The sequence below is a fragment of the Rehaibacterium terrae genome (genome assembly GCF_014202935.1).
Classification (GTDB): Bacteria; Pseudomonadota; Gammaproteobacteria; order Xanthomonadales; family Xanthomonadaceae; genus Rehaibacterium; species Rehaibacterium terrae.
Genome location: NZ_JACHHX010000002.1, coordinates 68,857 through 83,290, shown reverse-complemented (window position 1 = coordinate 83,290; position 14,434 = coordinate 68,857). Strand labels below are relative to the sequence as shown.

Here is a 14,434-nt window from a genome sequence, read left to right as displayed (position 1 = left end):
CCTGAAGAATCCGCCTCTCATCCCCGTGCGGGTACCGTTGGCTGCGATCCAGCCGTGATGAGCGAAATCAACGCCCCCAGCATCCAGGCACAAAAAGCCGCGATCCAGCGCATCAGCCAGCGCAGGTTGTAGCCCGCCGCGCACAGGACCGCGTGCATGGCGTCCCCTTGCGCGCCCTTCAGCCAGCAGCGGCGCAGGCCACAGTCGTCCTTGACGTGGCCGATGATCGGTTCGATCGCCTGGCGACGCTTCACCCAGCGCCATTGGCTTCGGGTCAGGCGCTTGGGCTTGCCTCGATGCAGGATCTCCACGCCCGCCACTTCGCGGCCCCGGTAGCCAAGATCCACAATCGCCACCTTCGGCTTGCAGCCGCTCACGATCTCGGCCTGCTCCAACTGCTCGGCCAGCGTGTCGCCGTCGTACGGATTGCCGGGAAAACTGCGGGCCCCGACGATCAAGCCCTGCCTGGCGGTCACCGCCAGGCCGACCTTCACCCCGAACTCGTACGGCTGTCGCGACTTCCCCTTGCCTATGCACTCCACCTCCGGGGCATGCAATGCGTACAGCTTGCCCTTGTCCTTCGGACGCTGCGCATGCAGCCGCTTGGCGCGATCCAGCCACGTCCCAAGTGCCGCTTTGGCCGCCTCTCCGGCATCGGCCAGCTTGCGTTCGATGTCGCGAATCACCCGGCCCAGTACCGTGCGCTGGCGACGCAGCACACGGCGCATCCGCTTGAACTGCTTGGCGTGTGCATAGCCGCCAGCACGGCGACGGAGCGTGGGCCCTTCCCGTTCGTAGCTCTGCCGCAGCGCAATGCCGTGGCGCTTGGCCAGGAGCACCAGCTTGCGGCGGCCCGCCTCCAATAGTCGGCTGTCGGTCGGGTACGCCACCGCCTTCTCCTGCACGGTGCTGTCCACGATCACCCGTTCCAGGTCCCGTGCCTTCACCGCCTTCATCGAGCGCGCAGCGGCAATCGTCTGGGCCAGCAACTCCTCCATGCCCGCCTCGCCCAGACGCTTGCGCCAGCGCACCAGCGAACTGGGGTCGCACGGCAGCCGGGTCTGGAAGAATTCCTCGCCGGTGAAGAACTGCCAGTACGGGTTCTCCAGCCAACGCTCGCACACCGCCTCGTCCGACAGGTCGTAGGCATGTTTGAGGTAGAGCAGACCGGCCATCAGCCGAACCGGCAACGCCGGTCGCCCGCCGCCGCTCACGGTGGGCGCGGGCAACGTGCACGAAAGCGCTTCCTCCAGCGCCGTCCAGGGCATGCGGCAGGCCAGCCGGGCCAGCGGATGACGCAGGTCGATCTGGGTTTCCAGGCGGGCCCGGAACAAGTCATCGGGACGGACCGTCGGGTCCTCGGCGGGCGTCGAGCGGCGGCGCATCGGGTATCCGAATCTGCAAGGAATCGCGGGGGAGATTATCCGTTCCCGGCAAACTCAACACGACCCCTCGACGCCACAGGCCGCATGGCTGCTGGCTATGAGGGGTTCTTCAGGGCCGACTAGGTCTGATCCACCACCAGCGCGAAGGGCCCCTCCAAGGGAGACGTCGCCTCGCGCGCATGGTTGTACTTGGACAGGCGCCCTTCGCACCACGAGGCGCGCAGCGCGGCCGCCCGCGAGCACTCGTCTTGCCCGTGGGGCCGCGCGATCAACGCCTCGATTCGAGAGGGAGAGGAAGCGTCGTAGTAGATGCCCAGGTCGTCGAGCACGATGGACAAGGGCGGGTCCTGGTTCCCGAGCCCCACCGACCGCAAGAAACCGTCTTCGGCACGCCACACGGGCAGCCCGTGGCGGGAAGCGAACGCCTCGGCCACGCGCGCGCTCGGTTTGCGGCCCCAGGCGAGGACCGCGTCCAGGCCTTCGACAGCAGGCCGGCGGCTCATGCGCAGCTCGACATCGCCGAGCAACGCCGACAAGGTGTCCACCCGCTGCAGGCCTGGCGTGAGGACGGCCAAGCAGCGGGCCAGGGGGGGCGCAGAGGTCAAAGTCTTGGCAGGGTGAACAAGAAGATCTGGCGGGATTGTGCGCGACGACAGCCGTGGCTCAGGCGGCTCGCTCTTCACCGCGCCGGCCCGTCAAACCCAGGCGTCGGGAAGCGCGGCCTCCAGGCAGGCTTCCACGTCTTCAGGAGGCACCCGCAGGCTCTCGGGCACGTCAAAGGGCCGATGCCGCACCGCAGCGCGGACGTCGGCCGGCATGAAGGGCTTGCGGCGCCGCGCCAGCGTTTCGATGTGCCAGCGGTTCCAGGCCTCCCAGTACGCCAGCCGCTGGGGCGACATGCCGGCTTCGCAGTAGCCGGTGGCCGAGGCCGTCATCAAGGAATCAGGGCGGTGGCTGCCCAGCGTCAAGGGCTGACCGACCTTGCGAACGGCCTTGGCGCCAAACACCAGCTTCAGGCGGGCCAAGAACTCACTGTCCGCGCCCGTGCGCACGCAATCCCAGGCGCCGGCTTCACGTAGCACGCGCTCGCGCCGGAACAAGGGCGACGACGGGTTCAGGCGCGTGAGCGGATGCACCATGCGGGCGTAGAAGCTGCCGTCGTCGCTCATGCGCACCCAGTTCGACACCGTGCACACCAAGCGCGGGTCTGCCAGCAGCGGCGCCACCTGTCGGGCGATCTTCTCCGGGTGCGACCAATCGTCCGAATCGTGGCAGGTGAGGAACTCCCCGCGCGCGCGGGTCAGGCCGATCAGCTTGGCGGCGTAGGTGCCGACGTTGCGCGGCAAGCTCACAAGCCGCAGGCGCGCATCGCGAAGCGCCAGCGCTTGCAGACGTTCGATCGTGTCATCGCCGCTGGCATCGTCCACCACAATCAACTCCAGATGGCGGTAACTTTGCGCCAGCACCGATTCGACAGCCGCCACCGCACGCGCGCCCGTGCGGTAGGTCGTCATCACCACGCTGACCAGCGGCCCTTGTGCCACCTGCGTGGGCTCGCCGGCCATGACATTGCCGGGCGACGGTGGCTGGTTCACATCGCGCAGCCGCAACGCCGGCACGCCGTGGGCCTGCAGGAAGGCGTTGAGGCGCCCCAATTGCTCGGCGGGAGCGCCTGCACTCGCATTCGTGCGCAACAAGTGCAGCTCGGGTTGCGCCGCGAAGAGGGCTGGCGGCAGCTCATCGAGCAAGCGCTGTGCATCCTGCGCGCGGCCACAGCGCAGCCAGGCCGCCACCCGCAGGGCCGCGGGCACCTCGCGTTGCTCTTCGATCAACCGCAAGGCGGCCTCGGGCATGAAAGGCAGCAGCGCTTCCGCCAGGCGGAGGTGCTGAGCAGCCGGCGGTCGTTGGGCCGCAAAGCGCGTGACGGCCTCTTGGGCAGCCGCAGCGTCACCGCAGGCGGCGTGAGCCACCGCCTTGGCGAAGGCCGAGCGCCACCCTGCAAAGGCAACGGGAGCGTCGGCAACCGTACGATGCGCGCCGATGCGGTGGAAGGCCCACAGTTGTTGCGGTGTGCGCGGCGATCCCTTCACGCCCACACACGACAAGGCGGAAGCGTACTGCTCCTTCCGACAGCGCCAGAAAAACTTCAGTGCTTGCACGCCGTCAGCTCGATCGACTGCCGTGAACGACGTCGAGAATCTGGCGCAGTCGATGCGCCCAGGTGTGGTGCTTCGCCACGTAATCGGCGCCGGCCGCCATCCGCTCGCGGTCTTGCGGCGAGAGGCCGTCACGTTTCAAACGTGCAAACAATTCGTCGGCCTCTTCGGCTGACCGCACGAAACGACGAGGGGGCGAACTGAACGATGCGGGCGATCTCATGCCGGTTCAGCTCTCGGAAACGGATTTACGCGAAGTGCCATCTGCTCTCAAAATAGGCCAAGAACTTTCCGGGACCAGACACTTAGATCAACGAAACGATCTTCCTTGCCATTTCAAGGGTTTGAACCGCTCCCGATTTCCTGGACACGCCTGAGGGCGTAATTCACGCCGCCATGCGCTGCATCGTGGCGTGGTGATCCCGGCGCACCTGTGCCGGGCTGCGGTGGCCGTGCCGGCCCACCATCCAGTGCTCGTTGTACACCTTCTGCCACGCCAGCAGCGCCTGGCGCAGCTCCTCCACGGTCTCGAACGTCCGCACCCACAGCAACTGCTCCTTCAGCGTGCGGATCATCCGCTCGGCGCACCCGTTGCCCTCCGGGGCGCGGACAAACGACGGGCTCGACGCAATCCCCAGGAACGCGAGCTCCTGCTGGAAATCGTCGGCCATGTACTGCGTCCCGTGGTCATGGCGCAACCGCAGCCCGCTGGCGACCTTCGCGCCGATCCGCCCGAAGCGCTCCCGCACCCCCTGCCGGATCGGCTCCAGTGCCTCCCAGCGCGTCGCACGGGCCGCCGCATGCACGCCCACCAGCTCGGCCGTGCAATGGTCGACCGCGATGAACACCGCCGCCGTACCCTCCCGCAGCGTGACCGTCGTCGAGAAGTCCGTCCCCCACATCAGGTCCGGCGCCTCGGTGAGAATCGTCCCCTCGTGCGCCCGCGGTCCCCGCGGGCCGCCGCCGCGTTGCGGCGCCAGCAGGCCGTGCGCGCCCATCAGCCGCAGCACCCGCGACTTGCCGCTACGGATGCCCTCGGCCCGCAGCTTCGCCCACACCTTGCGGTAGCCCTCGCCGGTGAACGGGCTCACCGCCAGCACGGCCCGGATCGCCGCCACCAGCGCCTCGTCACTGAGCGCCGTCTTCGGGCCGCGCTTGGCCGGCGGGGCACGGTCCGGCCGCGTGGCCGCAGCCTGGGCATACCACGTCGAGCGGGCAAGCTCCCACGCCGAGCACACGCGCCTGACCCCGTACACCCGGCCCGTCCCCTCCGACGTCGCCGCGCTCATTTCGGCAACCTCGTCTCGTCCAAAGGGAGGCCGGCTTTCAACCTCCGGATCGCGTCGCGCTGCAGCTCGCAGCGCATCGTCATCTCGCCCAGCACCGCCTTGAGCCGTTCGATTTCCTCGTCCCGCGCGTCGGTCTCGCGTGCCTTCAGGCCCGCCATGCCCGATGCGAGAAACGCCTCGCGCCACTCGGTCAGCTTCGCCGCCGTGACCTTCGACTCCCGCGACACCGTGTCCAAGTCCTCGCCGCGCAGCAGCCTCAGCACCGCATCACGCTTGGACTTCGCCGACCAGCGGCCGCGCTCCTTCACCAACTCGACCTTCTTGTGCTTCATCTCGGACTCTCCTCTTGGGGTTAGGATCCCGCAAGAGCGTGTCCAAGGAAATCGAGGGGCGGAGGAGGTTTCGGGAACGTGTCCTCTTTCATCCCGATAGACCCACGCCACGTGCTTCCCGGCTCGACAGATGCCCATTGCTGCCCTCCCTCCCCCAAGCGATTCCCAAAATGGTTTAAAATGAATCGAGTAATGGTGTTCATCTAATTCATTCTGGACAAGCACAACTCTGGATCTACCGACATTATCCCACCTAGAGATCATATTCACTCGATCAGCAAATGTGTCACGAATACGCTCCTCATCCCACCCAGAAAAACACCATTGCCGCACAAGTGCAACCTGCTTTGATACATGATACGCTAGTGCATCCGTCTGAGCATTGATGGCAACCGCAACAGAACCATCTAGCCGAGCCGCAAGGGCAAGGGCCGCAAAACCTCCCGCAGACGAGCCGTAGAAAACTATTCTATCGCGCGGGATGCTTTGAGCGCGAGCAAACATAATAACCAGTTTAACAAGTTCTTCAGTCGCGCAGTTCTCTAGACTCCCAAGGCACCAGCCCAATTGGAGATCCCGATTTAGCTCCAACGTGGGGTCAGCAACGCATAGCACTTTTCCCGGGAAGATGCCTTGAGCAGCCCATGTCCAACGGCTAAAGACAGGCAAAGAAACCTTGGCTCGATCGACAGCGGACGGCATCAGCACGAAGAGTGAATTAGCTTCACCCGGAAAAAAAATTGCTGGGAACTTCCATCGCTCACCCCGCAGCAAATATACGGAACCCTCATCGCCAAACACACTGATGGCTCCTTCATCAATCTCTATCGGATGCGCAAAAATCGGAGCAGATTTGGCGCTTTGCACAGCACCGCCACGGCCTCTCACAAACCCGATGACCTGATAATACCCAGATACGAAGCCGGTGTCATAATCAAACAACCGGCTCTTCTGATACCACCGTGTATGTATGCGGCGATCATTCCTGTTTATGTAGAATGCATACTCCAGCTCTGGGTCTTCTTCGCCTGAAATTACTATCTCGCAGCGCAAAGTGCTTCCAGACAACTCAGCGCGGATTTTCAGAACCTGAACCGGCGTTTCCATTCACATCCCCATGCAGCAGTTATGAGAAGCATCTTCTGCGCCCAAAATCTTTAGCTCAGCATCGATCACCACAGATGCGTCTGACTGTCTACGAACACGCGCCGCCGCTGCCGCCGACATCTGCTGGAACCTGTCCGGATCGAGGACTAGATTTTCGATACCTTGCGCCATCGCCAGATGGTCTTCTGCTGGTGCCAGGACACCACAGCCCTCGTCGACAAACTCGGGAATAGCGGCAACGGCATTCGTGACCGGCACGAGACCTGAGGCCATGGCTTCATCTCGAGAGACGCCTTGTGTATCCATCCTCGTGGGGCAGAGGAAGATCCCATACGTCCTATGTAGCGACGCGATTTCCTGTTGAGTCAGAAACCGCCTCTCAAGGTGCACATTCGACAGGCCTCGCAACGGCGCCAGAGTTTCTTCAAAAAGTACTCCGTCACCGATGAGGCGAAACTCGACGTCGCTGAACCACGACCTGTCCTTTAACTCCGTGATGGCCTTGACGCTCAAGTCATTAGCGTATGTGGCGGAAGCATAGGGCCGAATAGACAGAACCTTCTTTCGTTGCTCCGGCGGCTTCGGTTCGTACGTGAAAAGACGGGTGTCAATCGGGTTGTGGATGATGCTAAAGTGACTCTCCGGCAACCGGAACCCCAGATCCTCCATGACTTCTTCCGCGAAATAGCGGGAAACGAAGACGAGATGCAGGTTGGGCGGCATGGTCTTGAGCAAGCCGCGCCAGAAGGCCATGCGGGCATCGCTCTTGGCCTGCGCGGCGGCCCGCTCCTTGTCTGTGCGGTAGTTGTACTCGCGGCGGTGAAAGGGCTGGATTTCCGCGCCGTGCACCCACACGATGATTCGCTGCCGTCGCACGTGGCGCTCCAGGACCTGCCACATGCCCGGGTCGAGGAAGTGCACGAGCACCGCTCGGTAGCGCCCGGTGGCCAGTAGACGATCGAGAGCCTCCGCGGACCCCGTGAGACAATCTACGTTCTCGAACTCGTGGTAAGACAGCTGTTCTCCAGGCCGCAAGCGGAATACATCCGCCTTCACGCCCCTTTCTCGGTAAGCCACGACCCTTCGGTGCACAAAACCGTTGCGATAGAGGTCATTGGCCGAGGGGTAGTGATTGGTTAGGACGAGGTAGTCGCCCGTGGTGATTAGTTCGGCAGGTTCCAGTGCGCGGTGGGCAAGGAGGAGGCTCTTCACTTGGGCGCCCCCTGGGCCATAGACCCGTAGCCCCAGACGGAGTTTGGCCGTTTCCGCAGGGATATCCACCTCGTGATTACGGTTGCCGACTTTCACGACGTGTCCCAGCTTCTTTCCTCGACCGTCCAAGAAGAGCCAGACCACTTGCAAATTCAGCCCCGGGGTGGCATCGAGATAGAAGCGTAACCGGCCGCCTTCCGTGATACCCAGCGCCTGCAAGTCCAGATCACGGCGGGCATAGACGTACTCGTGCGTATCATCCGGAAGTTCCGATTGCACACGCAGTCCGCGGTCATCCTGTGAAATCTGTACGGGCTTATGGCTGGGTTGGCCTGCGAAAAGATCGGACAGTTCACCCGGGCTGAGCGCTGGGCCCTCGTCCTGTGCAGCGAGTGGCTGGATGGCCTCAGCCCGCTGTATCAGGGCATCAAGACGGATCCCCGTCGAGAGCCCGGGCAAGTTATCCGTCTCAGCACGTTCCTCTTCCTTGAGTCCTTCCATCCCCGCGTTGCGACAGTAGTTGAACTCGTCAATCGAGAGCGCATCAGGGTGCTCCAACCTTGCGGTATGAAGCGTGGTGATCCACTCTCGCACCGGAGCCGTCGCCACGTGTTCACCCCGTACCATGGCTGCTCGCGCCAGTAACCCCGGTACTTTCTTGTACGCTTGGGCACGGTCCTTGAGCCATAACCCCGTCGCTTCTGATCGGACGTAATGGCTCGCCTTCCCAATGATGGGGCCGGGGGCATAGCGTGTAGCCAGCACAAGGTCGGTCAGGTAATGGGCGCCATAATGGTCTTCGGGCACCATCGGTGCCAGCCACTCACCCGGCAACAGCACCTCTGACCACGTCTTTGACGCCACGGCCGACGCGTTCAAGACTTCCACGCCGGCCATGTTGAGTGGCAGTTGGGGCTGGAAGCCGCCGGGAACTACCATCAACAAGCGCTTGCGGCTGTATTCCTGGTTGTGGTACAGGCGCAGGAGGCGTTGCACCTTCTCTTGATCATTGGCGTAGCACACCACTGCCACCTGGGGCAGCAGGCAGTCCAAGCCAGGTTTGTTCAGCGCCTTCGACGCGACGTACGCCAACCTGTCTTGATACGTATGCTCGGCCATGACTTTTCGCAGGGCGGCCAGGCGCAACTTCCGGCTCTTCGTTTCGTCGGCGGTCAATTCCTTCAAACGTCTAACCGCTTCAGCGCCGCTGTCCGTCGTGATCACCAGATCTTCGAACAGCAGGCGTATCCCGCGCGAATAATTGCTCACCGTGATGGTGTTCGACGCCAAGAGCTCGAAAACTCTGCGGGCAAACATCGTCTGAGACTGCTTGACCGAATTCAGGTTTATCGAGCAAAAATACCCTTTGTATGCCCGGTCAATCTGATCAAATGGTAGTTTGCCAACGATGTAAGGCTTATAATCATCCGGAAAAGCATAACTCGGATCACTCCTGCCATAATTCCGGTCAAAAATCTCAAAAGGCTTGAACTGCGGCAGGTGTCTAACGAACTCGACCAAGTCTTTCGTTCGCTCAGGATATTTGACGTAATAGGCGCCAGCGAAGCAAATTGCGTCTTTGCGTTCATACAGCTCGATCGGATTGTTCACAGCGGGCTGGGCTGCAAACGGGAGCAGGTACACGCGTTCGTGCCCCAAGGCCGCCTTGTAGCGATGGATGCAGTCGATGTCCGTTGTGAAGACATGATCGAACAGTTTTGCTGTATTCAGGAAGGTTTCGAAGTGGACCGGGTCTTCCTTGTTCCAAAAGACGGTCGGAATAGCGTGTTGCTTACACCACTGGACGATGCCGCGCAGCTCCGGACTCGTATGACCAACTTTGCTTCCCCAAAGCTCATCCTTGCCACGCCAAGCCGACTCAATGAAAAGTAGTTGAGGCTGAAATTCCTCAAGCTCTTTACGCCAATGCTGAGGAGACAACTGGAGCAAATCACATTCGTATTTGTAAGAGCTGTGGGTGAACTCGTCCATGATGGCGGCCACTTTCAAGCTCTTGAGTGGGTGCGTCGCCTCTGCGAGGGGTCGGCGCTCAGTCAGGGTTAGGAGCAGTTTGGAGGCATTGGCAGACCGATTCAACCCTGACAGTTCGTACAAGCGCTTCTCGCACAGGAACACGTTGGCTTGAAAATTTCTTTCGCCAAGCAGCGTTGAAAGCTGGCGATAGATTTTCAGGGCTGCGGCGTAATCACCCTTGCGGAATGCCTCAGAGGCGGCTCTAGCCAAAGAGGTGCCCTGTTTTTCTTTGACGGACATATCCATTTCAACCTAGCACCATATCAACCCAGCAGCCCCACGGCGTCGACCAACCGGAGGTGTGCAGAAATTTCGGCCTTCGACTCGACGAAGACCCGGTGCTTCACCAGCACACAGATGACATCCGTCCTCAATAGGGCTGAACCCAGTTCTGCTTTACGCACATTGCCCATCAGGAGATCCGGGGGTAGCGCCTCGATGTGAGGTTCGACGGCTGCCACTTGACAGCCGAGCCGAGCGACCGTTTTGGCAATCTCCAATGCAGGACTTTCCCGCAGATCGTCAATATCCGGCTTGAACGCCAAGCCTAAACATGCGACTCGCACGTCGCTGATGGTGCGCCCCGGGTTGGCGGCTAGCACATCGGTAATCGCCGCCTTGATCTTGTCGACCACCCATTCGGGTTTGTGGTCATTGACTTCGCGCGCCGTTCGGATCAGGCGCGCTTGTTCGGGCGTGCTGTCGACGATGAACCACGGGTCCACCGCGATGCAGTGTCCGCCCACGCCGCAGCCAGGTTGGAGGATGTTCACGCGCGGGTGGCGGTTGGCCAGGCGAATGAGCTCCCAGACGTTGATGCCGAGCTTGTCGCAGATCATCGACAGCTCGTTGGCGAAGGCGATGTTCACGTCGCGGAAGCTGTTTTCCGTGAGCTTGCACATCTCGGCGGTGCGGGCGTTGGTGACGATGCACTCGCCTTGGACGAACACCTTGTACAGCGCCACGGCCATGTCGCTGGCCTTGCGCGTCATGCCGCCGATCACGCGGTCGTTGGCGACCAGTTCATGCACCACTTTGCCCGGCAGTACCCGCTCCGGACAGTAGGCGATCTGAATGTCGGCCTCCTCCCCGACCTGTTGCGGGAAGGTGAGATCCGGCCTGGCCTGGGACAGCCAGTGGGCAAGCTTTTCTGTGGTGCCAACCGGCGAGGTGGATTCGAGGATGACCAGATTGCCCCTGGCCAGCACCGGAGCGATGGCCCGAGCTGCGGCTTCGATGCAGCTCAGGTCCGGCTTGTGGCCGTCGGTGAACGGGGTGGGCACGGCGATGAGGAAGGCATCGGCGGGTTCCGGCCGGGTGGTGGCGCGCAGATAACCTTCGGTGACGACGGAATGCACCAACATGTCCAGCTCGGGCTCGACGATGTGGATTTTCCCTTGGTTGATCGTCTCGACCGCGTGCGGATTGATGTCGACACCGATGACCTTCTTCTTGCGTGAGGCGAACAGGGTGGCGGTGGGCAGGCCGATATAGCCCAGGCCGATCATAGAGAGAGTGTTGAACATGCGGAACTTCCTTTCTCCAAGTACAGATCCTGTGGATCGCTCCGGTCAGGAGCCTGCTTTGAGCAGGTCACGGATGCGTCGGGCAGCCATGCCGTCGCCATAGGGATTGTGGGCCTGTGCCATGGCCGCATGAGCTGCCGGGTCGTCCAGCAGGCGGCTGGCCTCACGGACGATGCCATGGCGATCGGTGCCGACCAGTCGAACGGTGCCGGCCTCGACCGCCTCCGGGCGTTCGGTGGTGTTGCGCATCACCAGTACCGGCTTGCCTAGCGAGGGCGCCTCCTCCTGTACACCGCCAGAGTCGGTGAGAATCAGCGTGCTGCGATCCATCAGGTACACGAACGGCAGGTAGTCGAGTGGCTCGATCAGGTACACGTTGGGTACGCTGGAAAGGATGCGGCGCACTGGCTCCTGCACGTTGGGGTTGAGGTGCACCGGATAGACGATCTGCACATCACCGCGCGCAGCCAGATCGCGCAGCGCCAGGCAGATGTTTTCGAACCCGGCGCCGAAGTTCTCCCGGCGATGGCCGGTGACGAGGATCAGGCGTCGAGACGGATCGAGGAAGTCGAAACGCGCATCGTGGCTGGCGCGGAGTGATTCATCACTGCGCAGCCGCTCTACCACCTCGAGCAGCGCATCGATGACGGTGTTGCCGGTGATATGGATGGCCTCTGGCGCGATGGCTTCGTGCAGAAGGTTGTCGCGCGCCTGGGCGGTCGGGGCGAAGTGGATGTCCGCCACGGCGCCAGCGATCCGGCGGTTCATCTCCTCCGGCCAGGGAGAATATTTGTCGTGGGTGCGCAAGCCGGCTTCCACATGCCCCACCCTGACCTTGGCGTAGTAGGCCGAAAGGCTTGCTGCCAGGGTGGTGGTGGTGTCGCCATGCACTAGCACGATGTCGGGCCGCCACTGGCTGAGCACCTCACGCATCCCGAGCAATACGTTGCCGGTTATGTCGTACAGGTCCTGCCCTGGCTGCATCAGATTGAGGTCGAAATCCGGGCGGATGGCGAAAAGCTCCAGCACCTGGTCGAGCATTTGCCTGTGCTGCGCAGTGACGCAGATTTTGGTTTCGAAAGCCACGTCGGACGCCAGCGCCCTCACGACCGGGGCCATCTTGATCGCTTCCGGGCGGGTGCCAAAGATGGTCAGTATCCTCATTCCTCATCAGTCCTTTTGCCACCCACCTCGATCAGGCAGGCCATTTTCTCCAAGTTCGGGTATTTGGTCACCGTGTGGGGGATGCCGCGCTGCTGCAAGTGCTGCACCCAACTGGCGACGATTTGCTGCTCATCTTCACGCAGGTAGTCGTCCAGCACCGCATGCACCACGAATTGCTCAGGAGGGAATGCCTGCAGCACTTTGGGCAGAGCTGGATAACGTGCGTGCTTGCCCGTCGACGCCGGCGGGCCGTCGACGAAGACCAGCACCTTGCCCACCTTGCCTGGAGGCAATCGCTGCCGTAGTCGCGCCAAGGCCTCCTCGCAGGCATAGAAGCGGTACCGAACCTGCTGGTCGTCCAACCAATCGACCAAGGGGGTCAAGACGACATCCGCCAGCTTCGCCAACCGGCCCTGCGCGAGGATCGTCCGGGTTTTACCGGCATATTCCTTCAGATGTTCGAAGCTCAACAGGGGCACCGGGCTCTGCCCCGTATGCTGTGCCATGCGCTGCACAGCTCTGGCCAAGATCAGCGTGGAGGTGCCGGATCCGAACTCGATCACGGCGTCATATCCGTTCTGCTCGACCAGCTTGACCAGCAGCACGCCCAGGTCGGGGCTGATCGGCCAGCCATGCATCTCGGGCAGCAGCACATCCTGACCCAGATAATTCTGCAAGCGCAGGAAGTTCTCGATCTGCTTCATCGAGTTTTCGACTTCCTTTTTTTGCTTGCGGGCGAGCTCGTCCAGCCTCGCCTCGAAGTCGGCGGCCAGATCCTGTGCGGTCGACTCGCACAACTGCAGACGCGTCTTGCTCAAGGTCACAGTCCCGGCGCCGGAGAACCGGATACCGATATCGAAGCGCCGCATTTCCGATCGGGTCGCAAACCGATGCTTGAACCGCCCGTGCTCAGTCTTGATGGATGCCGAATCGATCCTTTTTCCAGCAGCATCGTACTGAAAGATCCAGACCACCGGGCTGCTGTCGCCGCTATGTGCCAGCTCCCCCGATATCACATAGGCCGCGCCTGCTCTCAGCGAGATCTGCACATCACCGGCGGGCTTGTCGAAATTACCGTTTTGGTTGCTGACCAGGTAAAGCGGCGCACTCTCGTCGGTCCTGTACTCGACCACGTCTCCCGACACGGTCAGCCATTCTTTCCTGACGGTGTTGAATCCAAGATCGATGACAGCGTGATCCTCGAGCTCGAGGGCAAGCCGGAGGATATAGGTGGACACCGAGGTCGCGATCGAGAGTGGTCGCTCGGGCGTCTCGGCCTGCAATGGGCGAGGCATCTGCTGGCTCAACTGCCGAAGCTGCTGGATCTGCTGTGCATAGCGAGCCTGGGCCAACAGACGCAGGTCCGCCCCAGGGCTTCCCGCGCCAATGGCCGCTTCGAACCGGTCCATGGCATCGAGCCGCAGGCCAGCCAGCAGGGCAAAACGACCCAGGCTGCTGTACACACCCGAGATCAGGATCCGGCCGATCTGCTCCAGGCTCGCCCCCCAGTCGCGAGCCAAACGCAGATAGGCCCGCCCCTCGTCGAGCTGGCCGGTCTGCAAGCGACCGGCAGCAGCAAACAGGGCCAGTTCGGCTCGCATCGGATGATGTTGCAGGGCGTCCTGCCCAAGCGCAGCCAGGCTCTGCCAGTCGCCGAACTGCCACTGCAGTCTGGCCCTCTCCAGCAGATGCACGTCGTGGGGTGTGACTTCCTGCGTCGGCCGCGACGTGTCACGCGCGGCGCGCGCCCCCGTACGTCGCGGTCGTGCAGGTCGGCCTGAGGGCTTGCTCATGGTCCGGACTCTCTCACCACCAGTGCCTTGAGCAGATCGAGCTGCGCTTCAGCCCGTAACACTTCGTCATCCATGAGTCGCAGCCGGGTGGCCAGGTCGGCCTCCAGCTGCCCCTTGGCCTCCGCCAGCCGGCCGTTCTCCGCCTCTGCCGCCTCCAGCTGCGCCTGCCGCTCGGCCAGTTCCTGCGCCAGCGCATCGCGCTGACGGCTCAGCGCGGCCTTCTCCTCCGCCCAGGCCACCTGGGCCGCCTGCAGCGCCGCCCGTGCCTGCTCGGCCTGCTCCAGCCGGCTCACCAGCGCGGCGCACTCGGCCTGCAGCTGCCCCTTGGCCTCCGCCAACCGGCCGTTCTCCGCCTCTGCCGCCTCCAGCTGCGCCTGCCGCTCGGCCAGTTCCTGCGCCAGCGCATCGCGCTGACGGCTCAGCGCGGCCTTCTCCT

General features: G+C 62.7%; 9 protein-coding genes and 1 pseudogene. All 10 read right to left on the bottom strand.

The window, feature by feature from the left end; translation table 11 throughout:
- Positions 1-17: 17 nt before the first annotated feature.
- Positions 18-1,385, bottom strand: coding sequence for an IS5 family transposase (locus tag HNQ58_RS01705; protein ID WP_246416807.1), 1,368 nt, complete (start codon positions 1,383-1,385; stop codon positions 18-20).
- Between the two features lie 119 nt (positions 1,386-1,504).
- The gene (locus HNQ58_RS01700; RefSeq protein ID WP_221301112.1) at positions 1,505-1,960 is read right to left on the bottom strand and encodes a capsular polysaccharide export protein, LipB/KpsS family; all 456 of its coding nucleotides are present in this window, start codon (positions 1,958-1,960) and stop codon (positions 1,505-1,507) included.
- Positions 1,961-2,080: 120 nt separating this feature from the next.
- Entirely contained in the window at positions 2,081-3,544 is a 1,464-nt protein-coding gene (locus HNQ58_RS01695) for a glycosyltransferase (protein WP_183947050.1), read from the bottom strand.
- A 4-nt stretch (positions 3,545-3,548) separates the two neighbouring features.
- Positions 3,549-3,764: a glycosyltransferase family protein gene (locus tag HNQ58_RS13650; RefSeq protein ID WP_183947049.1), complete on the bottom strand. Its 216-nt coding sequence runs from the start codon at positions 3,762-3,764 to the stop codon at positions 3,549-3,551.
- Positions 3,765-3,927: 163 nt separating this feature from the next.
- Positions 3,928-5,162: pseudogene (locus HNQ58_RS01685) on the bottom strand (IS3 family transposase).
- Positions 5,163-6,269: 1,107 nt separating this feature from the next.
- Positions 6,270-9,755, bottom strand: a complete 3,486-nt coding sequence (locus tag HNQ58_RS01680) for a glycosyltransferase family protein (RefSeq protein ID WP_183947048.1) — start codon at positions 9,753-9,755, stop codon at positions 6,270-6,272.
- 23 nt (positions 9,756-9,778) lie between these two features.
- Positions 9,779-11,041 carry a UDP-N-acetyl-D-mannosamine dehydrogenase gene (gene wecC / locus HNQ58_RS01675; protein ID WP_183947047.1) on the bottom strand — a complete coding sequence of 421 codons (1,263 nt, stop codon included), beginning with the start codon at positions 11,039-11,041 and terminating at the stop codon, positions 9,779-9,781.
- Between the two features lie 45 nt (positions 11,042-11,086).
- Positions 11,087-12,205, bottom strand: a complete 1,119-nt coding sequence (gene wecB, locus HNQ58_RS01670; RefSeq protein ID WP_183947046.1) for a non-hydrolyzing UDP-N-acetylglucosamine 2-epimerase — start codon at positions 12,203-12,205, stop codon at positions 11,087-11,089.
- Positions 12,202-13,998 carry a hypothetical protein gene (locus HNQ58_RS01665; RefSeq protein ID WP_183947045.1) on the bottom strand — a complete coding sequence of 599 codons (1,797 nt, stop codon included), beginning with the start codon at positions 13,996-13,998 and terminating at the stop codon, positions 12,202-12,204. Before HNQ58_RS01665 ends, wecB begins: the two co-directional genes overlap by 4 nt.
- On the bottom strand, positions 13,995-14,434 hold a 440-nt coding region (locus HNQ58_RS01660), incomplete at its 5' end, for a hypothetical protein (RefSeq protein ID WP_425504134.1). The genes HNQ58_RS01665 and HNQ58_RS01660, both read right to left, overlap by 4 nt.

Bases quoted from the DNA above. Each gene is read 5' to 3' on its own strand.
- wecB (WP_183947046.1), bottom strand. From the start codon at position 12,205: ATGAGGATACTGACCATCTTTGGCACCCGCCCGGAAGCGATCAAGATG.
- HNQ58_RS01665 (WP_183947045.1), bottom strand. From the start codon at position 13,998: ATGAGCAAGCCCTCAGGCCGACCTGCACGACCGCGACGTACGGGGGCG.
- wecC (WP_183947047.1), bottom strand. From the start codon at position 11,041: ATGTTCAACACTCTCTCTATGATCGGCCTGGGCTATATCGGCCTGCCC.
- HNQ58_RS13650 (WP_183947049.1), bottom strand. From the start codon at position 3,764: ATGAGATCGCCCGCATCGTTCAGTTCGCCCCCTCGTCGTTTCGTGCGG.
- HNQ58_RS01705 (WP_246416807.1), bottom strand. From the start codon at position 1,385: ATGCGCCGCCGCTCGACGCCCGCCGAGGACCCGACGGTCCGTCCCGAT.
- HNQ58_RS01680 (WP_183947048.1), bottom strand. From the start codon at position 9,755: ATGTCCGTCAAAGAAAAACAGGGCACCTCTTTGGCTAGAGCCGCCTCT.